Here is a 20,603-nt window from a genome sequence, read left to right on the forward strand (position 1 = left end):
ATGCGAGTTATTGTTTATGGCAGCCTGAGGCGCAAACAAGGTAATCACCACTGGATGACCTATGCTCAACTTTTGGGGGAGCATAGGTTGGAAGGTTATGAAATTTATGATCTGGGGCATTATCCAGCGGTGATCCGTGGCGAAGGAACAATTGAATGTGAGGTTTATCGCATTACGTCATCCATTTTGACTGAACTGGATGATTTGAAAAAGAATACTCAGGAATATCAAAGGGAATTGGTCAAAACCCCTTATGGCAGTGCATGGATCTATTTATACATGTTATCTGTTGAGGGAGTGCCTCGAATAGAAAGCGGTGACTGGCTGAAGCGTCACGAAGAGAGATAAAAATCAACGGTGTTACTGTTTTTATATCATTTTTGACAGATTAACCAATATAACCAAATAAAAAACCTCTGTGCCAATAAATAAAAGTACAGAGGTTTTTTATAATCAAAACTTGCTGTTATCTCTCAGGATTATTTTTTCGCAGCGCGTTCGAAAGAAGATTGGATTTCCGCTTTAGCGGCTTCGGCATTCTCCCAACCATCAACTTTTACCCACTTACCTTTTTCCAGATCTTTGTAGTGTTCAAAGAAATGTGTAATTTGGGCACGCAGCAGCTCTGGCAGATCGTTTACATCTTTAATGTGGTCGTATTCTTTAGTCAGCTTAGAATGAGGAACAGCAACCAGTTTAGCGTCTTCACCGGATTCGTCGGTCATTTTCAGAACACCAACTGGACGGCAGCGAATAACGGAGCCTGGCTGCAATGGGTATGGAGTTGGAACCAGTACGTCAACAGGGTCGCCATCAAGAGACAGGGTATTGTTGATATAACCGTAGTTGCATGGATAGAACATGGAGGTCGCCATGAAACGGTCTACAAACAGAGCGCCGGACTCTTTGTCCACTTCATATTTGATTGGGTCGGCGTTTGCAGGGATCTCAATAATAACGTAGATGTCTTCTGGCAGTTTTTGACCCGCCGGTACATTGTTCAGGCTCATAAAAGGTTTCCTTCAATTTCAAACCAAAATGGAGTGCGGGATATTATAGCCAAAACAGACTTAAAGTAATTCCATTTTTCTGTATTATGCCTGTACTCCTATGGGTTAATGGTGGTAGAGGATCCCTGTCCAAAAATCATTCATGATTTGTGCTATGGTTTCTGATTGCTCTGCTGGCCATTGCCTTACTACATCGTCGATCAGTCTTTCTTTATCCAATGTATTTATTATGGTTTTTAAATCTGTTTGGCTGATAAAGGCAATGTCATGTCCTAACAAAATAGCCCCCATTCTGGTTGGATCCCAGTCTAGTTTGCTGCCATCAAGTGGTGGTTCATATATCCGGTTATCTTCAATGGCACCATATTCCCTAATGATTTTAAATAAGTCCGTTGCATCCTTGGCGTTTGCATGCCCACGATCACGCCAGGCAAATAATTTGAGTAGTGCCAGCCCTGGTAATGAACAAAATGGAATGGTTTCTCCGTTATCCAATTGGACTTTCACTGTGTGTGCAAAAGCATTAGAAAAACCGTCAACGGCCATGATGACATTTCTGTCAGGTGGCCAAACAATTTGATTGTGTTCCGCAACTCCACCGAAGGGAATAATATCCAGCTCAATCTCGTCCCATATCATGCGATGAATATTATTGGCTACTTCCGTAGCTCCCTTTGTCAGAAATGCTAGTTTGAGTGCATCAAACGTTTTCCATTCATCAACAAATATTGCGATGTCAATATCACGGGTTCTGCGCCCTATGCTTTTGTCATGGACGTGGTGTATCAATATTTCACGAGCTGTTGCACCAGCAATGAAAAAAGGGATGTTTTGTTCGATACAGACAGAGTTAATTCGCGTTAAAAAGATTTCAATAACTGAAGAGAGTGGATTCGTTAAGGTGAAGATATTTTCCATTAATGAACCTCGCCATTTCCAGATTGCGTTCGTCTAAACTTGCTAATAGTTCCGCAACACACAGCATGGTCTGTGCTGTATGGTTGAGCTGAAAAGCATTGCCCCAGAAAGCTGACGTCAATCGTAGTTTTCCATCTCGATTTGGATGTAGGTTTAGTTCCATACGACGTTGCTGTAATGGATATGGTGTAAAAAGTTGCCAGTTTTCCGGGATAAAATAGCCATTACTCAATATGGCAGCCGCGACTTCCCCACCCCAATACTCCATTGATTTTAATGAAATATCTTCCCATGAGTGGATGCTCTTTAATGGGATATAGCTCAATTTAGGGCGAAGAATCGTTGCATACTCTCGTAACCAGAGCATTTGCAACTCTTCAATTCTCATTAAACGGCGACCATTTTTTGTTCTGCGATAGTAGCGTCGATTTTCAAGAAATTCAAAAGATTTACTGACCATTCCCAGGGATATTCCCGCTAATTCAGAGAGTGAACGGTACGTTTCATTCAATGTTTCAGGGGCAGACAGTAATATGAAAAGCAATTTGAGAGTGCCTATAGAAACCTTGCTTTTGATTTGGATATTATTTTTGCTCTTTTTACCCTCAATGCTTAGATATAGTCCTGGCACTGAAATCCTGGCGTTTCCTGCTGTATCAATGAAATTCAAGTTGTGGGAAGCGCAATATTTAGTGAGTGCAGGAGTAAGGTAATTACACAGTAACAGACTTGGAGTATCAGAAAAATAACGTGTGGCTTGCTCATTGGCTGTTATTAGTGTTTCTTTACGATGAATTTTTTTCACTGCCAAAACAAAAGAAAAAGTATTTCCATCGGGAGATAACAGTTTGGCATAACCATCTGGTTGCCATGATCCAATATTGTACTGGGGTTCCAATTCATATTGCAGTTGGAAGCCAGCGGGAAGATTTGCTGTAATTTCTGATAAGAACTTTTCTTCAGGCATTTTGTTCACTCCTTTTCTTTGTTCATGAATCATGAACAAAATAATTTTATGAACAAAACTAGGGTGGGGCAAGTCAAAAAATACTGATAAATATTACAGAGACAACTGGGTAGTTGTTTGTATTGGAGTCATCGTGTTGGAGTAATAATAGAAAGAGGCGAAACTTCGCCTCTTCTTAACCATTAATCAACCAGTTGATTTATATTACTCATCCGGAAACTCAGCCATAAAACTTTCGGCTTTTTCTACCATAGATTTAGTTCCGACGAAAAAAGGCACTCGTTGATGCAGCTTGCTTGGTATGATATCTAAAATCCGGTTAACGCCATCACTGGCTTTGCCGCCGGCTTGTTCAGCCAGGAAAGCCATCGGGTTGCACTCATACAGTAGACGGAGTTTGCCAGTCGGGTGACTTGCTGTGCTTGGGTAGATGTAGATACCACCTTTCAACAGGTTGCGGTGGAAATCGGCAACCAGTGAGCCAATATAACGGGTAGTGTAAGGGCGTTGAGTTGCTTCGTCTTGTTCCTGGCAATACTTAATGTACTTTTTCACGCCCAGAGGGAATTTGATGTAGTTCCCTTCGTTAATCGAGTACATATTACCTTTTTCCGGGAATTGGACTTTCTCATGGGTCAGACAGAATACACCCAGGGAAGGGTCGTAAGTGAAAGTATGAACACCACAGCCAGTGGTGTAAACCAACATGGTGGACGAACCGTAAACCACATAACCCGCTGCAACCTGACGATGACCCGGTTGCAGGAAATCTTCTTCGGTAACGGGTTGCCCAACTGGTGTAATTCGATGGTAAATGGAGAAAATAGTCCCAACGGAAACGTTTACATCAATATTTGAAGAACCATCCAGTGGATCCATCAAAACAACATACTTCGCATTTTCTGCCCGGTCACCATCAAAGATGACGATCTCGTCTTCTTCTTCGGAAGCAATACCAGCTACTTCACCGCGTGCTTTCAATGCTGCCTTGAGTTTTTCATTAGCATACAAGTCCAGTTTCATCTGGACTTCACCTTGAACATTCGAAACACCGCTGGTGCCTAAAATATCTACCAGACCAGCTTTATTAATGTCCCGATGAATGATTTTGGCACCCAGTTTAATGGCAGAAAGTAGTGCGGTCAGTTCACCCGTAGCATGAGGAAAGTCGTGTTGTTTCTCGACGATGAATTCGCCTAATGTTTTCATGACGAAGGCCCTGATTTGGTTATGGTTTTAAAATCGTGCCACACGTTGGGGTAGCACTTAAGTGCGGGCAGTTTAGCTAAAGAATAAAATGATTGATAGGCCATTGCATTTCTAATCTGTGATTTGATGGTTAGAATAGTGATACACTTCATGATATCGGATAGAAATAAATGCGTATTCATATTCTTGGCATCTGCGGTACTTTCATGGGAGGGCTGGCGATACTCGCTCGTTCATTAGGTCACGAAGTTACCGGCTCCGACGCCAATGTGTATCCTCCTATGAGTACTCTGCTGAAAAATCAGGGTATTGAACTGATCCAAGGATACGATCCTTCACAACTCGATCCTGTGCCAGATATGGTGATCATCGGTAACGCTATGACACGTGGTAATCCCTGTGTTGAGGCGGTGCTGGATCGCGGTATTCCTTATACATCCGGTCCTCAGTGGTTACATGATTATGTTTTACCAGAGCGTTGGGTTTTGGCTGTTGCAGGAACACATGGTAAAACAACAACTGCGGGTATGCTGGCGTGGATACTTGAAGCCTGTGGCTATAAACCGGGATTTCTTATCGGTGGTGTGCCGGGCAATTTTGATGTTTCAGCACAGATTGGTGAAAGCCCGTTTTTCGTGATTGAAGCGGATGAGTACGATAGTGCTTTCTTTGATAAACGTTCGAAATTTGTTCATTATAGCCCTCGTACGCTTATCATGAATAATCTTGAATTCGATCATGCTGATATTTTCGAAAATCTGGCTGCCATCCAAAAGCAATTTCACCATCTTGTCAGAATCGTACCGGGTATAGGGAAGATCCTTGTGCCCGATAATGACATAAATCTGAAACAAGTGCTTGGAATGGGATGCTGGAGTGAATTGGAACACCTTGGGGAAACAGGGGCTTGGCAGGTCCAAAAAACCACTCAGGACAGCAGTGCCTATCAAGTATACTATCATGGTGAATTAGTTGGTGAAGTTAACTGGTCATTGGTGGGGGAACATAATATGCATAATGGCTTAATGGCTATTGCAGCAGCTCACCATGTGGGAATTCAGCCAGAGAATGCCTGTCAGGTATTAGGTGACTTTATCAATGCTCGTCGCCGATTGGAATTACTCGGCAAAGTGAATGGTATCTCGGTTTATGATGATTTTGCCCATCATCCAACGGCAATTTTGGCGACACTGGAAGCTCTGAGAAGCAAAGCGGGCAGTATGGCACGCATTCTTGCAGTACTGGAACCCCGTTCAAATACCATGAAACTGGGTATGAGCAAGAATGATATTGCTCCTTCTCTGGGCCGAGCGGATGAAGTTTTTCTGTTTCAACCTGGTAATATCCAGTGGCAGGTTGCTGAAATTGCGGAACAATGTGTTCAACCTGCTCGCTGGAGTATGGATATTGACACGTTGGTACGTATGATTGTGGAGGCAGCACAGCCGGGTGACCACATACTGATCATGAGTAATGGTGGTTTTGGTGGTATTCATGAGAAATTATTGTCGGCGTTGAATAATAAAGCACATGCTGCTTAATTGATCACAAGCGTTAAATTGGAGGATCGCAGTGATTAAACGATCCTCTTGCACAGAATCTCTGGCAAAATTTTCTCTGGTAGAATGGTTTGCAGTGAGCCGTGTTTTTACATGGTTTTGATGGACGATTGATTTACAGTTCTTGCTCAAATAGGTTGAGGATAGCTTCATAGAGCTGTTTGGTTGTAAGGGCTTGTGTCGGTGTAGAAAAAACAGTGTCATCTCCTGCAATACTGCCAAGGATCCCTTCTGCTTTTCCTAATGAATCCAACAAACGCGCGATCAACTGTGCTGCGCCAGGACTGGTACGAATGATCACTACGGAATGGTTATAATCAATATCTAATACCAGATTTTTCAATGGGCTGGTGGCAGTGGGAACACCTAATTCTGCTGGCAGACAGTAGACCATTTCCATTTTTGCATTACGGGTTCTGACAGCGCCAAATTTTGTCAGCATTCTGGAAACTTTAGATTGATTAATGTTTTCAAAACCTTCTTCTTGGAGTGCTGAAACTATCTCGCCTTGAGAACTGAATTTTTCTTCCTTTAATAATGCTTTGAAAGCCTTGACCAAATCTTCCTGTTTCGAAGGAATTCGCATATTTCACCATCGTTGAATCCACTATGAAGCCGATATTGTGCAAAAAAGTGAATTTTTATGCAAGGAAGAGAAGAAAAACCTAATGGAGAGCATAATTATATTATTGAGTCCGGTAAATGTATTGTTAATAAAATTGCATTATTCAGGGGAAAGGAGGAGGATAAGTTAATCAACAGAGCAATTAATAAGATATCAGGAATAATTCCTAAAAAAGTGCCCATTATCTCATTAACAGATAAGCATTTTGTCTAAAATAAAAAACTTTAGTGTTCCATCATTGGGCTATTAGGTAGATAATCTGTCTGTTAACAGATTGTTTTTAATACGTAGTGATGAGTAAGGCTGAGAGCTTATCCTATACTTATACGTATGGGAAATATTGAGTCTCTTAACCAGACAGGTTTAAGTTTTTTACAGCACTTATTTAAAGGAGTATCAGGATGAAAGTTGCAGTTCTCGGTGCAGCCGGTGGTATTGGTCAGGCACTTGCCCTTCTACTCAAGACCCAGCTTCCTTCAGGTTCAGAACTTTCCTTGTATGACATTGCTCCGGTGACCCCAGGTGTGGCTGCCGATCTGAGTCATATCCCAACAGCGGTGAAGGTCACTGGTTTTGCTGGTGAAGATGCAACTCCTGCATTAGTAGGAGCGGATGTTGTATTGATTTCTGCAGGTGTAGCACGTAAACCTGGTATGGATCGTTCAGATCTGTTTAATATTAATGCAGGAATTATCCGTAATCTGGTTCAACAGGTTGCTAAAACATGTCCAAAAGCATTAATCGGAATTATTACTAACCCTGTGAACACTACTGTGGCAATCGCTGCCGAAGTTCTGAAAAAAGAAGGGGTTTACGACAAAAATCGTCTGTTTGGTGTAACTACTCTGGATATTATCCGCTCTAATACGTTTGTGGCAGAACTGAAAGGTAAGAAACCAGAAGAGCTGGAAGTTCCTGTTATCGGCGGTCATTCTGGTGTCACTATTCTGCCATTATTGTCTCAGATACCCGGTGTCAGCTTCACTGATGAAGAAGTAGAAGCGTTGACGAAACGTATTCAGAATGCTGGTACTGAAGTTGTTGAAGCAAAAGCAGGTGGTGGATCCGCAACTTTGTCTATGGGTCAAGCAGCAGCACGTCTGGGTCTTTCTTTGATCCGTGGTTTGCAGGGTGAAAGTCATGTTATCGAGTGCAGCTACGTAGAAGGTGACGGCAAATATGCTCGTTTCTTTGCACAACCTGTTCGTTTGGGCAAAAATGGTATTGAAGAACGTTTAGATATTGGTCAATTGAGTGAGTTTGAACAGAAAGCATTAGATAATATGTTGGATGTTCTGAAAAAAGATATTGAATTGGGCGAAAGATTTATTAATGGTTAATTCAATTAATTCTTAATTTATTAATATACGAATTAACTTAAATATATTAGATAACAAAAACCGCTAGTTTAAAAAAGCTAGCGGTTTTTCTTTCAATAATTATATTGGTAGCTAATTATTCTTTTTTCTCTCTTATTTTCCTTTCTAATAACTCTCCAGTATGAGGATTGAAATAACGGCTTGGCCATATTTCAGACGGATGAATACCTAAGTAGTTTGCTATTATCCATTCTCCCTTAGGCCACGAGCGAGAAAGAGTATTCGCCAAAGTTGATGAGCTTAGTCCTGATTCACGAGAAACAGCGGCCAGAGTTGTTCCACGTTTACGTAAAGCAGCAATAATATCAGCAGGATGCCAATCCGATTTCATAGAAATCATTTTTTTAATCCTTTCCTATTAAATTTAGAGCCACATTAGTGGTATAACTAAAGCGTTAGAGTGAAATTAATAACGAACATGGATCTGTTATTAAGAAAATAAAATAACATTATTTTTTCTAAAAATGTTTTTAATTTTTTCTTAATAACTTCTTTTTTGAACTTGGTTACAAAAATAGAGAAACATTATGAAAAAAGAGTGGTATACGGCAATGGAGTTGACCGGTGTAGGTGAGTTACCTAGATCACCACAAGGAGTGAATGCCAGAGCCAAACGTGAAGAGTGGTTGAGACAGAAACGAACAGGTGTTCAGGGAAGGGCAATTGAATATCACTATTCATGTCTTCCTGAATCAACATTGGCAGCTCTGGAACTTAATGAAATATCACCTGAATATCAGGTTCAGAAACAAGACCCTCTATCTATCTGGGTAAGTGCGTTTAATCTACTCACGGATGAAGAAAAGGAGGTAATTACAGAAGTGATACTACGAGATGGAATAAGAAGTTTTTTGGAAAAAATCGTAGCTACCTGAGGCAGCTTTTGAAAGGCTAAATGTTTAAAATTTGGCTTCCTCTTTACTGCTCCGGTACAAAGCGAGGAGAGAGAGATGAAAAAAGAATGGTATTCTGCAAAGGAACTCATTGGCCTCGCTGGTCTGCCATCGTCTCCCCAGGGAGTAAACCTGATGGCAAGACGTGAAGGCTGGGAACAACGCCGTAAGCGTGGAGTGCAGGGAAAAGCACTCGAATATCATATCAATAGCCTGCCCGAAGATGTTTTGAATGTACTGACTGTCAGTGAGAACTCGGTTGAGTATTACCGGAACAAACGGCAGGATCCGTTTATGATTTGGGTGGAAGCTTATTATCAATTGACCAAGCCAGAAAGGGAGCGAATGGTTAAGTTCATTTTACGTAAAGGACTTGCCAGCATTGTGCAGTATGTAGGAATTCAAGAGGTTGAAAACAAAGGGAGTATCCCAGACTGAATAGTCTGGGATACTTACACCCAGGATATACTATACTGGGCCTGGCTCAGGAAAGTCGCTGTACAGCGATGTGGGCTAATCCCACAAGGGCCGCTTTGTATGGAGATTCATCAAGTACTTGTAACGCTGAGATTGCTTTATCTGCTTCTTCCTCCGCCCGTTGGCGGGTGTAATCAAGTGAACCACACTGTTTCATCGTTGTAAGCACAGTGTCCAGCAAATGGCGGCCATTACCTTTTTCAATAGCTTCGCGGATCAGTGCTGACTGTTCAGGCGTTCCGTGATTCATAGCATGTAATAGTGGGAGAGTAGGTTTACCTTCGTTTAAATCATCTCCGGTGTTTTTTCCAAGTGTATTATCATCGGAATCGTAGTCTAACAGGTCATCAATCAATTGAAATGCAGTACCAAGATAGCGACCATAATCACGTAGTGCTTCTTCTTGCTCCGGAGTTGCACCAGACAAAATAGCGGCAGAATGCGCTGCTACTTCAAACAGACGTGCCGTTTTACTGTAAATTACGCACATATAGTCATCTTCTGAAATGTTCGGATCATTACAGTTCATCAACTGCATCACTTCACCTTCAGCGATAACATTCGTGGCGTCAGACATCAATTTCAGCACTCGCATAGAATTGAGGTCTGTCATCATCTGAAACGAGCGAGTATAGATAAAATCGCCAACCAGAACGCTGGCTGCATTGCCATACATAGCATTGGCAGTTGCTTTACCACGGCGCATATCGGACTCATCTACGACGTCATCATGGAGTAGGGTCGCTGTGTGAATAAATTCGATCAGGGCAGCAATTTTGATATGTTTCTTTCCCTCATAATGCAGTGCTTTACCAGCCAACACTGCGATCATTGGGCGAATACGTTTACCACCGCCGCTGATAATGTAATAGCCAAGCTGGTTGATTAGCACTACATCAGAATTTAATTGGTTAAGAATTGTTTCATTAACCGCTGCCATATCATCAGCTGTAAGTTTAATTATCGATTCTAAGTTCATGTTTTGGCTTCGGACTCTGATTGAGAGCTATGCTCATTAATTAGTGTATCAATAGATATCGCGATATGTTGATTGTACTTGAAAAACCGTTCAAATAAATGACAATCGAAAAACTCGGCTTTTTTCTCCTCTGTTCTAATTCTGCTCTTGTCTTCCAAGAGGTTTTTGCGTAGAATTCGCGCCCTATTGTGAATATTTTATAGCGCGCTCTGGAAAGAATTTTAGGGAGTGCGCGGAAAGCGGAGTTTATATGTACGCGGTTTTCCAAAGTGGTGGTAAACAACACCGAGTAAGCGAAGGTCAAACTATTCGCTTGGAAAAGCTGGACATCGCAACAGGTGAAACTGTTGAGTTTGACCAGGTTCTGATGGTCGCTAATGGTGAAGACATCAAAATCGGCGCTCCAATCGTTGAAGGCGTTAAAGTTAAAGCTGAAGTTGTTGCGCACGGTCGTGGCGAGAAAGTTAAAATCGTTAAGTTTCGTCGTCGTAAACACAGCCGTAAGCAGCAGGGCCACCGTCAGTGGTTCACTGATGTTAAAATCACTGGCATCGCTTAAGATATTAGGAGAGCAGATTAATGGCACACAAAAAGGCTGGCGGCTCGACTCGTAACGGTCGCGATTCTGAAAGCAAACGTCTGGGTGTAAAACGTTTTGGTGGTGAATCTGTTTTGGCAGGTAGCATCATCGTTCGTCAACGTGGTACTAAATTCCACGCAGGCAACAATGTAGGTTGTGGCCGTGACCACACCTTGTTCGCATTAGCTGACGGAAAAGTTAAATTCGAAGTCAAAGGTCCAAAAAACCGTAAATTTATCAGCATTGTAGCTGAATAAGTTTTTTGAACTTCGATCGAATCGGAAGCCCTGCAATATGTGTTGCGGGGCTTTTTATATTTTGGATTATGCCATCTCTGGGTACGATCTGCCATCCAGCTTTATAGTGGCTATCCTACGGAGAAAAGTGATGAAATTTGTAGATGAAGCCAGGATACTGGTTGTAGCGGGAGATGGTGGCAATGGCTGTGTCAGCTTCCGTCGTGAAAAATATATTCCAAAAGGTGGGCCGGACGGTGGTGACGGCGGTGATGGTGGAGACGTTTATCTACTGGCAGATGAAAACCTTAATACGCTAATCGACTACCGTTTTGAGAAGTCCTTCCGCGCTGAACGTGGGCAAAATGGGCAAAGTCGCGATTGTACCGGCAAGCGTGGTCAGGATATTACCATTAAAGTACCGGTAGGGACTCGTATCCGTGATATCGCTACAGGGGAAATTCTGGGAGATATGGTACGTCACGAGCAGCGCTTGATGGTTGCGAAAGGTGGTTTTCATGGGTTGGGTAACACCCGCTTTAAATCCTCTGTTAACCGCGCTCCTCGCCAGAGAACTATGGGAACACCGGGAGAAAGTCGTGAGCTACTGTTGGAGCTGATGTTGCTGGCTGACGTAGGGATGTTGGGAATGCCGAATGCGGGTAAATCTACCTTCATTCGCGCTGTTTCAGCAGCAAAACCTAAAGTCGCTGATTATCCATTTACGACGTTAGTACCAAGCCTTGGTGTCGTACGTATGGATAATGAGCAAAGCTTTGTAGTAGCAGATATCCCAGGTTTGATTGAAGGTGCATCAGAAGGTGCTGGTTTGGGTATTCGTTTCCTGAAACATTTGGAGCGTTGCCGTGTACTGTTGCACTTAATTGATCTCTGCCCGATTGATGAATCTGATCCAGTAGAGAATGCCCGTATTATCATCAATGAACTGCATAAATACAGTGAAAAACTGGCTGAAAAACCACGCTGGTTGGTATTCAATAAGGTTGATCTGACCGATCCGGAAGACGCTAAATTGAAGGCGAAAGCGATCGCTGATGTACTGGGTTGGGAAGATGACTATTACATGATTTCAGCTGTGAATCGTCAGGGAGTGAAAGAGCTCTGCTGGGATATCATGGAATTCATCAAGACTCAGCCTCGTCAAGTAGATGCTGAGGAAGGATCTCAGCCGGAGAAAGTTGAGTTCATGTGGGATGACTACCATAAGGAACAGTTGCAGCAAGCATCTGATACTGATGATTGGGATGATGACTGGGACGAAGAAGATGAAGAAGGCGTTGAATTTATTTACAAACGCTAAATTCTCACACCAGATATACAAATGATGGAAAAGGGCGTATTTGAAGCGCCCTTTTTTCTTATTCTCTTTGAAAGCATTTTCGTCAATTGTTTTTGTATAGCGACTTATATAAATGGCTTTCAAAACGGGTCAGAGGAACACGGCGCTGACGCTGATCTTCAGAAGAGACGGAGTAAGACGAAATAAATTGAACAAAAGCGATCTGTTGTCCGCTGGCAGTTTTCAGAAAGCCAGCAAGATTATATACACCTTGCAATGATCCTGTTTTCGCAAAAACTTTACCATTAACTCCAGCTTCATGCAGACCGGGACGATAGGCTAATGTGCCATCATAACCTGCTTGTGGCAGCATGGAGATAAAATCCAATTCGTTATTGTGCTGGGCAATGAATTGTAAAATCTCCATCATAGTGGAAGGAGTGATAAGATCATGGCGTGAGAGGCCGGAACCATCAACTAAGACAGTATTACCAAGATCAATACCTGCTTTTTGTTTTAAGATCTGACGAACAGCATCAGAGCCGGAACGCCAGGTGCCGGGAACGTTAAAATAATAATGTCCCAGGGTGCGAAAAATGGTATCAGCTATCATATTATCTGACTTTTTCAGCATGATTCTGAGCAGGTCATGTAAAGGTGTTGATTGATTCAATGCGAGGATCTTTTCTGGCTGTTCAGGAAGCGATTGGCGTCGTAGATGGCCTTTTAACTCAATTCCAGCAAGATGTAGTTCATTTTTCAGAATAGCACCCACATAGCTTGCTCCATTCTGGATAGCAAATGCCAGTGGCAAGGGTTCACTACGTTGTGTCAGGCAGCCAGTCAGCGTATATCGGTTCAATTCTCCCGCAGTCACATCAAGTTCACAATACTTTGCTTCTGGAGCACCTTTCGCAAGTGTTTTTACTTCACTGAATACGTTGACAGGATAATACGAAGGAACATGGACGGTGGCTAATGCATCAGATTGTTCAGCACTGTAGAGTAAGACTGAAAAACAATTTTTATCCACAATAGCAGCAGCAGGAGGGGCACTAAAACATTGCGTCATATCATTCCATACCCAGCCGGGTGCTTTATCGTGGCTGGAAAAAATGGAAATATCCATGATGAGATCACCATCAATCTGCTGTACACCAGACTGTTTTAACTTTTCTACCATATTGCGCAGTTGTGTGCGTGTTAACGATGGATCACCAACGAAACGGGCGATAAGATTGCCCTTTAATCTGCCCTCTTCAACATTAGCGTCGCTTTCTAATGTAGTGACAAAACGGAAATCTTTGCCAAGCTGTAATAAGGCAGCTAATGCTGTCACAATTTTCTGAGTACTGGCAGGTAATGCCAATTGCTGTCCGTGATAATCAACGATAGGTGTTTTTTCGCCGACTTTCTGGGCGATAAATGAAAAATTAGTTCCTGCTGGCAAATATTGGATATTTTCTTCAATTGAAGAGGCATTTGCACTGAAAATACTCAGGCTCAAACTGAGCATACAAGCTATTCTGCTGGTAATTTTTAAAAGAGCCATAGATCTCGCATATAAATGTGAATGTATTCCGATAATATTTGTATCAATAATACTAAGATGCAATTCAGGAAAAAGTAAACGATGATCCATCATCAACTCTACGTTAAAATGATAGATTAGCAGTTTAAATATGTATGTGAACTATCAGAGTATTCTGTAGTTTATACTCTTTTTATTGTCTGAAAGCCCGCCTGATAGGGTGTGCTCATTGTGTTGTGGTCTATTGCAAGATACTGTTATTGCAAGAGAATTGATGCTATTGCAAAAATCAGGAAGATGTTGTCTGGGCTTAGGATTGATTTAGAGGTTTGATAAATGAAACAAATTCCGATGACGGTACGTGGCGCAGATAAATTGCGCGAAGAATTAGAATATCTGAAAAATGTACGTCGCCCTCAAATTATTACTGCAATCGCTGAGGCGCGTGAGCACGGTGACTTGAAAGAAAATGCTGAATATCACGCTGCTCGTGAGCAACAGGGATTCTGTGAAGGCCGTATTCAAGAAATTGAAGCTAAACTTTCTAATGCACAAGTGATCGATATCACTAAGATGACCAACAATGGCCGTGTGATTTTTGGTGCAACGGTAACGGTGTTAAACGTTGATTCTGATGAAGAACAAACTTACCGCATTGTGGGGGATGATGAAGCGAATATCAAAGAAAACCTGCTGTCGGTTAACTCGCCTATTGCCCGTGGTTTAATTGGCAAAGAAGTGGATGACGTTGCTGTGATTGATACTCCGGGCGGAAAAGTGGAATATGAAGTTCTGAACGTTGAGTATATTTGATATTCAATTTAAAGGTCGAGTCAACCTTCCCGCTCATAGGGCGGGAAGGGGCATAGAAAACAGCTATTATATGTTGATGATGGAAATAAAAAGGCCTGATTTGGCCTTTTTTATCATGGTAGAATGGCACTTTTGTATAAGTATGTTGAGATTATTTCGGTAAACTAATCTTGCGCTCTTCCGATGGGCGGTAGAGAACTAGCATTTTTCCAATAATTTGCACATTATATGCGCCAGTTTCACGAACAATAGCTTCTGCGATCAAAGTTTTGATTTCACGGTCTTCGCCTGCAACCTTGACTTTGATAAGCTCGTGATGCGAAAGGGTTTGTTCGATTTCGGCCAATACGCCTTCAGTCAGTCCGTTGTTACCGATCATAACGACAGGCTTTAATGAATGAGCGAGACTTTTCAGGTATTGCACTTGTTTCTTGTTAAGAGTCATCGTTTTTTTGCTTAGTTGGGATTGAAAACGACATATTCTACCGCCATCTCCTAACTATCACCATAAGTGTGTGGTGTGGTTTGATAAGAGAATGCAAAAATAGGGCTCTCTATTAGTATAGTTGGAAAGAACAATGGCCAATAAAAAACGCTCAGCAAGCTCAAGTCGCTGGTTACAGGAACATTTTAGTGATAAATATGTTCTTCAGGCGCAGAAAAAAGGGCTTCGCTCCCGCGCTTGGTTTAAACTTGATGAGATACAGCAAAGCGACAAAATCTTTAAACTGGGCATGACCGTTGTTGATTTAGGCGCTGCCCCAGGTGGGTGGTCTCAGTACGTAGTCAGTCAGATTGGTGATCGTGGTCGGGTAATTGCCTGTGATCTTTTGCCGATGGATCCCATTGTCGGAGTTGATTTCCTACAGGGGGACTTCCGTGATGAATTTGTATTGAAAACATTGTTTGAGAGAGTTGGTGATAATAAAGTCCAGGTCGTCATGTCGGATATGGCTCCCAATATGAGTGGAACCCCCGCGGTCGATATTCCTCGATCCATGTATCTGGTTGAGTTAGCGTTGGATATGTGTCGTGATGTGCTGGCCCCTGGGGGTAGTTTTATCGTCAAAGTGTTTCAGGGAGAGGGCTTTGATGAGTACCTGAGGGAAATACGCTCCCTTTTTACGAAAGTCAAAATTCGTAAACCAGACGCTTCGCGGGCACGATCACGTGAAGTATACATTGTAGCGACAGGGCGGAAAGTGTAGTACCCTGCTGCTATTTGTTAACACAGTTGTAATATGAGGTTAATCCCTTGAGTGACATGGCGAAAAACCTGATTCTCTGGTTAGTCATCGCAGTTGTCTTGATGTTATTGTTCCAGAGTTTTGGTCCCGGCGATTCCAGTGGTCGTAGGGTGGATTACTCGAACTTCATCAGTGAGTTATCACATAATCAAATCAGTGAAGTACGTATTTCGGGTCGTGACATTGATTTCACTAAGAAAGACAACGGTGGAAAATATAGCACGTATATGCCAGTTCAGGATGAGAAGCTGCTGGATACGCTGCTCAACAAACAGGTAAAAGTTGTTGGTGAACCACCAGAGCAACAAGGCCTGTTAGCGACTCTCTTTATTTCATGGTTCCCAATGCTACTGCTGATTGGCGTTTGGATCTTCTTTATGCGCCAAATGCAAGGTGGTGGCGGTAAAGGAGCGATGTCTTTCGGTAAAAGCAAAGCCCGTATGTTAACGGAAGATCAGATCAAAACCACGTTTGCTGATGTTGCTGGTTGTGATGAAGCAAAAGAAGAAGTGGGTGAATTGGTGGAATACCTACGTGAACCCGGCCGTTTCCAGAAACTAGGTGGTAAGATCCCGAAAGGTATCCTGATGGTAGGGCCTCCGGGTACAGGTAAGACCTTGCTGGCGAAAGCAATCGCAGGTGAGGCTAAAGTACCATTCTTCACCATTTCTGGTTCTGATTTTGTTGAAATGTTTGTTGGTGTTGGTGCTTCTCGTGTTCGTGACATGTTTGAACAAGCGAAGAAAGCCGCTCCTTGTATTATCTTTATCGACGAAATTGATGCCGTAGGGCGCCAACGTGGTGCTGGTTTGGGTGGTGGACACGATGAACGTGAACAAACGTTGAACCAGATGCTGGTTGAAATGGATGGCTTTGAAGGTAACGAAGGCATTATCGTTATCGCTGCAACTAACCGTCCTGATGTTCTGGATCCTGCTCTGTTGCGTCCGGGCCGTTTCGACCGTCAGGTTGTCGTTGGTCTGCCAGATGTCCGCGGTCGTGAACAGATTCTAAAAGTTCATATGCGCCGTATTCCATTGGATATTGACATTGATGCTTCCATTATTGCCCGTGGTACACCCGGTTTCTCTGGTGCGGATTTAGCAAACTTGGTTAACGAAGCAGCTTTGTTTGCCGCTCGTGGCAACAGACGTGTCGTATCTATGGTGGAATTTGAGAAGGCAAAAGATAAGATCATGATGGGTGCAGAGCGCCGTTCAATGGTCATGACAGAAGAGCAGAAAGAATCTACCGCTTACCACGAAGCAGGACATGCCATCATTGGCCGTCTGGTTCCTGAGCATGATCCTGTCCATAAAGTGACAATCATTCCCCGTGGCCGCGCGTTGGGTGTAACTTTCTTCTTGCCAGAAGGTGATCAAATCAGTGCCAGCCGTCAGAAATTAGAAAGTCAGATTTCTACTTTATATGGTGGTCGTCTCGCAGAAGAGATCATCTACGGCCCAGATAATGTTTCTACGGGTGCTTCCAATGATATTAAAGTGGCGACATCCATTGCCCGTAACATGGTGACACAATGGGGCTTCTCGGAAAAACTGGGTCCACTGTTGTATGCGGAAGAAGAAGGCGAAGTTTTCCTTGGTCGTTCTGTGGCTAAGGCAAAACACATGTCGGAAGATACCGCACGTTTAATTGATCAAGAAGTGAAAGTTATCATTGATCGCAACTACCAGCGTGCACGTCAGATTCTGATGGATAATCTGGATATCTTGCATTCAATGAAAGATGCTTTGATGAAGTACGAAACCATTGATGCGCCTCAGATTGATGACCTGATGAACCGCACTACAGTCCGTCCACCGGCAGGTTGGGAAGGTGATAACGATAATGGCGGTAATAGCAGTAATAATCGTCAGAATACACCTTCTCAGCAGCAGGCTACGAAACCTGTGGATGGTAATCCAACTGCATAATCTATTCAAACCAAGGGCAATCATTGATAGAAGGTTGCCTCTGGTTTTGACAGACCGTACTTACTAAACCCCAGGTTTGTCCTGGGGTTTTTAACATTAAGGCCCCCCAGCGATGAAACTGACAGCCAGAGGCAGTATTCTTGACCTTTCCCATCCGCAAGTCATGGGAATTCTGAATGTTACCCCTGATTCCTTTTCAGATGGTGGTACTCACAGTACCCTTGATGCGGCACTACAACATGCCGCCAGAATGATTGAAGAAGGAGCCACTATTATTGATGTTGGTGGCGAATCAACGCGTCCCGGTGCTGATGATGTCAGTGAGCAGGAAGAACTAGATCGTGTTGTACCTGTAATAGAATCTTTGGCGCAGCGTTTTAAGGTGTGGATCTCTGTTGATACGTCAAAAGCTATCGTCATGCAGGAAGCTGCCAAAGCAGGGGCGCATATCATTAATGACATCCGTTCATTGCAGGAGCCGGGTGCACTAGAGACAGCGGTAAAAACAGAGTTGCCAGTTTGTTTAATGCACATGCAGGGGCAACCCCGAACAATGCAGGTAGAACCTCACTACGAGAATGTTGTGGTAGAAGTCAAAACATATCTAGAAGCGCAGATTGAACGCTGTGTTGCGGCAGGCATTAAAAGAAACAAGCTGATGATAGATCCGGGATTCGGTTTTGGTAAGAATTTATCACATAATTATCAATTATTGGCTCATTTGAAAGAGCTCCATCATCTTGGTCTGCCGATTCTGGCTGGTATGTCACGCAAGTCCATGATTGGTCAGTTACTCCATGTCCCTCCACAGGAGAGAGTAACGGGAAGTGTTGCTTGCTCTGTCATTGCGGCTATGCAGGGAGCTCAGATTATTCGTGTGCATGATGTAAAAGAAACGGTGCAGGCAATGCAGATTGTTCAGGCAACCTTGTCAGAGAAGACGATTTTTCGTCAGTAGTGAATCCCGCCGGAAAAATAATCAGCAATACGCAGATTGTGAACAAAGAATACGTTCAGCAAAGGAAGAAAGAAATTTATGAGTAACCGTAAATATTTTGGTACTGATGGTATCCGTGGCAAAGTCGGTAACAGTCCGATTACCCCTGATTTTGTTTTAAAACTTGGTTGGGCCGCGGGTAAAGTACTGGCGCGTCATGGTTCTCGCAAAATTATTATTGGTAAAGATACCCGTATTTCTGGCTACATGCTGGAATCTGCTTTGGAGGCAGGGCTGGCAGCCGCTGGGCTATCAGCATCGTTTACTGGCCCGATGCCGACACCAGCCGTAGCATACCTGACGCGCACTTTCCGCGCTGAAGCGGGAATTGTTATTTCAGCTTCTCATAATCCTTATTATGATAATGGTATTAAATTCTTCTCCATTGATGGCACCAAACTTCCTGATGATGTGGAAGAAGCAATTGAAGCCGAAATGGAAAAACCGCTGACCTGTGTAGAATCTGCCGAATTAGGGCGTGCTAATCGTATCGTTGATGCGGCAGGCCGTTATATCGAATTCTGTAAAGGCACATTCCCTAGTGAACAAAGTCTAAATGGATTAAAAATTGTATTGGATTGTGCTAATGGTGCTACCTACCATATCGCACCGAATGTTCTCAGAGAGTTGGGTGCTGATGTGATAACCATTGGTTGTGAGCCAAATGGTATCAATATCAATGAAGAATGCGGTGCGACAGATGTCCGGCTATTGCAGAAATGGGTTTTGGAAGAGCAGGCAAATGTCGGTTTGGCATTTGATGGTGATGGTGATCGGATAATCATGGTTGATCATTTGGGTCAGAAAGTGGATGGAGACCAGATACTTTACATCATCGCACGTGAAGCATTGCGGCAAGGACAACTGCGCGGTGGTGCAGTGGGAACTTTGATGAGCAATATGGGATTGGAGTTGGCGTTGAAACAGCTTGGTATTCCATTTGAACGTGCCAAAGTTGGTGACCGTTATGTACTGGAGAAATTGCAGGAAAAAGGCTGGCGTTTAGGCGCAGAAAATTCAGGCCATATCATATTACTGGATAAAACCACAACAGGTGATGGTATTGTTGCTGGTTTGCAGGTATTAAGTGCTATGGTACGCAACAATATGAGTCTGCATGATCTGTGCAGTGGCATGAAATTGTTACCACAAGTGTTGGTCAATGTTCGTTTTAGTGGTGATAACGATCCTTTGCAATCAGAACGAGTACTCGAAGTTGTTAAAGAAGTTGAAGCTGCGTTAGATGGTCGTGGTCGAGTACTGTTACGCAAATCGGGCACTGAGCCACTGATCCGTGTGATGGTAGAAGGTGAAGATGAGGAACAGGTTACGGCACTGGCGCATCGTATCGCAGATGCTGTGAAAAAATAGTCTGATTTGCTGATTTTTTCTTCGATCGGCATCAGTATTTGAAATTAACCTTGCTTGTCTGAAACGCTTTGGTTAGTATTCACACCCGCTCAATCAGTTAATTTTTTTAATTTTGGGCGGGTGATGCAGTATAACGTTACCATAGTTATGACGTTACCAAAGTTATGGCAAATCCCACGAGGAAACGGGTACAACATATGTATGAAGCTCTTTTAGGTATATTCTTGCTGGTCGGTATCGGGCTAATTGCTCTGGTTCTGCTACAGCAGGGGAAAGGTGCTGATATGGGTGCTTCGTTTGGTGCGGGTGCGTCTGCAACAATATTTGGTTCATCGGGTTCTGCGAATTTTATGACCCGTATGACAGCGGTTTTTGCAACACTGTTTTTTGTTATCAGTTTGGTGCTGGGTAATATGACCAGTAACAGAACTGGTTCAAGCGGTAAGTGGGAAAATATTGCTGAACCTGCACAAGTTGAGAAACAAATAGAAGTTCCCGTAGTGCCAGCGAAGCCAACTAAACCGAATAGTGATATCCCGCAGTAACTTTCGCTAGAAAGCTTTCGGTAAAAAGAATAG

Annotated in this window: 24 protein-coding genes; 15 read left to right on the forward strand and 9 right to left on the reverse strand. The window is 43.0% G+C overall.

All coding sequences use genetic code 11. The features are described 5' to 3' along the window. The gene (locus BDD26_RS01805) at positions 1-348 is read left to right on the forward strand and encodes a gamma-glutamylcyclotransferase family protein (protein ID WP_038261434.1); all 348 of its coding nucleotides are present in this window, start codon (positions 1-3) and stop codon (positions 346-348) included. A 131-nt stretch (positions 349-479) separates the two neighbouring features. Here the strand turns inward: BDD26_RS01805 and ppa are convergent, their stop codons facing one another. The 4 genes from ppa to fbp all read right to left on the reverse strand — a co-directional run bounded on the left by ppa (position 480) and on the right by fbp (position 4,104). Beyond that, positions 480-1,010 (reverse strand): inorganic diphosphatase, encoded by a 531-nt coding sequence (ppa, locus tag BDD26_RS01810; RefSeq protein WP_038261437.1) that lies wholly within the window; start codon positions 1,008-1,010, stop codon positions 480-482. Positions 1,011-1,115: 105 nt separating this feature from the next. Beyond that, positions 1,116-1,928, reverse strand: coding sequence for a hypothetical protein (locus tag BDD26_RS01815; protein WP_115825390.1), 813 nt, complete (start codon positions 1,926-1,928; stop codon positions 1,116-1,118). After that, a complete protein-coding gene (locus BDD26_RS01820; RefSeq protein WP_115825391.1) occupies positions 1,882-2,895 on the reverse strand; it encodes a type IV toxin-antitoxin system AbiEi family antitoxin in 1,014 nt (337 codons plus the stop codon). The genes BDD26_RS01815 and BDD26_RS01820 overlap by 47 nt, the downstream gene beginning before the upstream one ends. Before the next feature lie 204 nt (positions 2,896-3,099). Further along, positions 3,100-4,104 carry a class 1 fructose-bisphosphatase gene (gene fbp / locus BDD26_RS01825; protein WP_115825392.1) on the reverse strand — a complete coding sequence of 335 codons (1,005 nt, stop codon included), beginning with the start codon at positions 4,102-4,104 and terminating at the stop codon, positions 3,100-3,102. Positions 4,105-4,274: 170 nt separating this feature from the next. Between fbp and mpl the strand changes: the two genes are divergently transcribed. Further along, on the forward strand, positions 4,275-5,645 hold the full coding sequence (gene mpl, locus BDD26_RS01830) for a UDP-N-acetylmuramate:L-alanyl-gamma-D-glutamyl-meso-diaminopimelate ligase (protein WP_115825393.1): 1,371 nt from the start codon (positions 4,275-4,277) through the stop codon (positions 5,643-5,645). 133 nt (positions 5,646-5,778) lie between these two features. Here mpl and argR read toward each other — a convergent pair whose 3' ends face one another. Further along, complete coding sequence (gene argR / locus BDD26_RS01835; protein ID WP_115825394.1) at positions 5,779-6,249, reverse strand: transcriptional regulator ArgR; 471 nt, start codon at positions 6,247-6,249, stop codon at positions 5,779-5,781. A gap of 57 nt (positions 6,250-6,306) precedes the next feature. Between argR and BDD26_RS01840 the strand changes: the two genes are divergently transcribed. Continuing rightward, positions 6,307-6,501, forward strand: a complete 195-nt coding sequence (locus tag BDD26_RS01840) for a hypothetical protein (protein WP_115825395.1) — start codon at positions 6,307-6,309, stop codon at positions 6,499-6,501. A 188-nt stretch (positions 6,502-6,689) separates the two neighbouring features. Then, positions 6,690-7,628, forward strand: coding sequence for a malate dehydrogenase (gene mdh / locus BDD26_RS01845; RefSeq protein WP_115825396.1), 939 nt, complete (start codon positions 6,690-6,692; stop codon positions 7,626-7,628). A 115-nt stretch (positions 7,629-7,743) separates the two neighbouring features. Here mdh and BDD26_RS01850 read toward each other — a convergent pair whose 3' ends face one another. Further along, positions 7,744-8,007 carry a helix-turn-helix domain-containing protein gene (locus BDD26_RS01850; protein ID WP_038261455.1) on the reverse strand — a complete coding sequence of 88 codons (264 nt, stop codon included), beginning with the start codon at positions 8,005-8,007 and terminating at the stop codon, positions 7,744-7,746. Between the two features lie 187 nt (positions 8,008-8,194). Between BDD26_RS01850 and BDD26_RS01855 the strand changes: the two genes are divergently transcribed. Further along, entirely contained in the window at positions 8,195-8,542 is a 348-nt protein-coding gene (locus BDD26_RS01855; RefSeq protein ID WP_038261457.1) for a DNA-binding protein, read from the forward strand. 75 nt (positions 8,543-8,617) lie between these two features. Then, positions 8,618-8,998, forward strand: coding sequence for a DNA-binding protein (locus tag BDD26_RS01860; RefSeq protein WP_038261460.1), 381 nt, complete (start codon positions 8,618-8,620; stop codon positions 8,996-8,998). 46 nt (positions 8,999-9,044) lie between these two features. On the opposite strand, the gene ispB is transcribed toward BDD26_RS01860, so the two are convergent. Then, a complete protein-coding gene (gene ispB / locus BDD26_RS01865) occupies positions 9,045-10,016 on the reverse strand; it encodes an octaprenyl diphosphate synthase (protein ID WP_038261463.1) in 972 nt (323 codons plus the stop codon). 250 nt (positions 10,017-10,266) lie between these two features. Here ispB and rplU point away from each other — a divergent pair, with 250 nt between their 5' ends. From rplU to cgtA, 3 genes are all read left to right on the forward strand, one after another. Continuing rightward, positions 10,267-10,575: a 50S ribosomal protein L21 gene (gene rplU, locus BDD26_RS01870; RefSeq protein WP_038261466.1), complete on the forward strand. Its 309-nt coding sequence runs from the start codon at positions 10,267-10,269 to the stop codon at positions 10,573-10,575. A gap of 20 nt (positions 10,576-10,595) precedes the next feature. Then, positions 10,596-10,853, forward strand: a complete 258-nt coding sequence (gene rpmA / locus BDD26_RS01875) for a 50S ribosomal protein L27 (RefSeq protein ID WP_038261469.1) — start codon at positions 10,596-10,598, stop codon at positions 10,851-10,853. A 130-nt stretch (positions 10,854-10,983) separates the two neighbouring features. Further along, the gene (gene cgtA / locus BDD26_RS01880; RefSeq protein WP_115825397.1) at positions 10,984-12,153 is read left to right on the forward strand and encodes an Obg family GTPase CgtA; all 1,170 of its coding nucleotides are present in this window, start codon (positions 10,984-10,986) and stop codon (positions 12,151-12,153) included. An 82-nt stretch (positions 12,154-12,235) separates the two neighbouring features. Here cgtA and dacB read toward each other — a convergent pair whose 3' ends face one another. Next, a complete protein-coding gene (dacB, locus tag BDD26_RS01885; RefSeq protein WP_170140358.1) occupies positions 12,236-13,684 on the reverse strand; it encodes a serine-type D-Ala-D-Ala carboxypeptidase in 1,449 nt (482 codons plus the stop codon). A 315-nt stretch (positions 13,685-13,999) separates the two neighbouring features. Here dacB and greA point away from each other — a divergent pair, with 315 nt between their 5' ends. Next, positions 14,000-14,476 (forward strand): transcription elongation factor GreA, encoded by a 477-nt coding sequence (greA, locus tag BDD26_RS01890; RefSeq protein ID WP_038261474.1) that lies wholly within the window; start codon positions 14,000-14,002, stop codon positions 14,474-14,476. 151 nt (positions 14,477-14,627) lie between these two features. On the opposite strand, the gene yhbY is transcribed toward greA, so the two are convergent. Continuing rightward, positions 14,628-14,921 (reverse strand): ribosome assembly RNA-binding protein YhbY, encoded by a 294-nt coding sequence (yhbY, locus tag BDD26_RS01895; RefSeq protein ID WP_038261477.1) that lies wholly within the window; start codon positions 14,919-14,921, stop codon positions 14,628-14,630. Between the two features lie 133 nt (positions 14,922-15,054). Between yhbY and rlmE the strand changes: the two genes are divergently transcribed. The 5 genes from rlmE to secG all read left to right on the forward strand — a co-directional run bounded on the left by rlmE (position 15,055) and on the right by secG (position 20,570). Next, a complete protein-coding gene (gene rlmE / locus BDD26_RS01900; protein ID WP_038261480.1) occupies positions 15,055-15,684 on the forward strand; it encodes a 23S rRNA (uridine(2552)-2'-O)-methyltransferase RlmE in 630 nt (209 codons plus the stop codon). A 47-nt stretch (positions 15,685-15,731) separates the two neighbouring features. After that, positions 15,732-17,657, forward strand: a complete 1,926-nt coding sequence (ftsH, locus tag BDD26_RS01905) for an ATP-dependent zinc metalloprotease FtsH (RefSeq protein WP_038261483.1) — start codon at positions 15,732-15,734, stop codon at positions 17,655-17,657. A gap of 112 nt (positions 17,658-17,769) precedes the next feature. Continuing rightward, complete coding sequence (gene folP / locus BDD26_RS01910) at positions 17,770-18,615, forward strand: dihydropteroate synthase (RefSeq protein WP_115825399.1); 846 nt, start codon at positions 17,770-17,772, stop codon at positions 18,613-18,615. 78 nt (positions 18,616-18,693) lie between these two features. Next, positions 18,694-20,025 (forward strand): phosphoglucosamine mutase, encoded by a 1,332-nt coding sequence (gene glmM, locus BDD26_RS01915; protein WP_115825400.1) that lies wholly within the window; start codon positions 18,694-18,696, stop codon positions 20,023-20,025. A gap of 197 nt (positions 20,026-20,222) precedes the next feature. Then, on the forward strand, positions 20,223-20,570 hold the full coding sequence (gene secG, locus BDD26_RS01920) for a preprotein translocase subunit SecG (RefSeq protein ID WP_038261492.1): 348 nt from the start codon (positions 20,223-20,225) through the stop codon (positions 20,568-20,570). Positions 20,571-20,603: the final 33 nt, after the last annotated feature.

This window comes from Xenorhabdus cabanillasii (assembly GCF_003386665.1).
GTDB lineage: Bacteria > Pseudomonadota > Gammaproteobacteria > Enterobacterales > Enterobacteriaceae > Xenorhabdus > Xenorhabdus cabanillasii.

Bases quoted from the DNA above. Each gene is read 5' to 3' on its own strand.
- rpmA (WP_038261469.1), top strand. From the start codon at position 10,596: ATGGCACACAAAAAGGCTGGCGGCTCGACTCGTAACGGTCGCGATTCT.
- ispB (WP_038261463.1), bottom strand. From the start codon at position 10,016: ATGAACTTAGAATCGATAATTAAACTTACAGCTGATGATATGGCAGCG.
- BDD26_RS01860 (WP_038261460.1), top strand. From the start codon at position 8,618: ATGAAAAAAGAATGGTATTCTGCAAAGGAACTCATTGGCCTCGCTGGT.
- BDD26_RS01855 (WP_038261457.1), top strand. From the start codon at position 8,195: ATGAAAAAAGAGTGGTATACGGCAATGGAGTTGACCGGTGTAGGTGAG.
- secG (WP_038261492.1), top strand. From the start codon at position 20,223: ATGTATGAAGCTCTTTTAGGTATATTCTTGCTGGTCGGTATCGGGCTA.
- argR (WP_115825394.1), bottom strand. From the start codon at position 6,249: ATGCGAATTCCTTCGAAACAGGAAGATTTGGTCAAGGCTTTCAAAGCA.
- rlmE (WP_038261480.1), top strand. From the start codon at position 15,055: ATGGCCAATAAAAAACGCTCAGCAAGCTCAAGTCGCTGGTTACAGGAA.
- glmM (WP_115825400.1), top strand. From the start codon at position 18,694: ATGAGTAACCGTAAATATTTTGGTACTGATGGTATCCGTGGCAAAGTC.
- yhbY (WP_038261477.1), bottom strand. From the start codon at position 14,921: ATGACTCTTAACAAGAAACAAGTGCAATACCTGAAAAGTCTCGCTCAT.
- rplU (WP_038261466.1), top strand. From the start codon at position 10,267: ATGTACGCGGTTTTCCAAAGTGGTGGTAAACAACACCGAGTAAGCGAA.
- ppa (WP_038261437.1), bottom strand. From the start codon at position 1,010: ATGAGCCTGAACAATGTACCGGCGGGTCAAAAACTGCCAGAAGACATC.
- mpl (WP_115825393.1), top strand. From the start codon at position 4,275: ATGCGTATTCATATTCTTGGCATCTGCGGTACTTTCATGGGAGGGCTG.
- BDD26_RS01820 (WP_115825391.1), bottom strand. From the start codon at position 2,895: ATGCCTGAAGAAAAGTTCTTATCAGAAATTACAGCAAATCTTCCCGCT.
- BDD26_RS01840 (WP_115825395.1), top strand. From the start codon at position 6,307: ATGCAAGGAAGAGAAGAAAAACCTAATGGAGAGCATAATTATATTATT.
- BDD26_RS01815 (WP_115825390.1), bottom strand. From the start codon at position 1,928: ATGGAAAATATCTTCACCTTAACGAATCCACTCTCTTCAGTTATTGAA.
- cgtA (WP_115825397.1), top strand. From the start codon at position 10,984: ATGAAATTTGTAGATGAAGCCAGGATACTGGTTGTAGCGGGAGATGGT.
- greA (WP_038261474.1), top strand. From the start codon at position 14,000: ATGAAACAAATTCCGATGACGGTACGTGGCGCAGATAAATTGCGCGAA.
- mdh (WP_115825396.1), top strand. From the start codon at position 6,690: ATGAAAGTTGCAGTTCTCGGTGCAGCCGGTGGTATTGGTCAGGCACTT.
- fbp (WP_115825392.1), bottom strand. From the start codon at position 4,104: ATGAAAACATTAGGCGAATTCATCGTCGAGAAACAACACGACTTTCCT.
- dacB (WP_170140358.1), bottom strand. From the start codon at position 13,684: ATGGCTCTTTTAAAAATTACCAGCAGAATAGCTTGTATGCTCAGTTTG.
- BDD26_RS01805 (WP_038261434.1), top strand. From the start codon at position 1: ATGCGAGTTATTGTTTATGGCAGCCTGAGGCGCAAACAAGGTAATCAC.
- folP (WP_115825399.1), top strand. From the start codon at position 17,770: ATGAAACTGACAGCCAGAGGCAGTATTCTTGACCTTTCCCATCCGCAA.
- BDD26_RS01850 (WP_038261455.1), bottom strand. From the start codon at position 8,007: ATGATTTCTATGAAATCGGATTGGCATCCTGCTGATATTATTGCTGCT.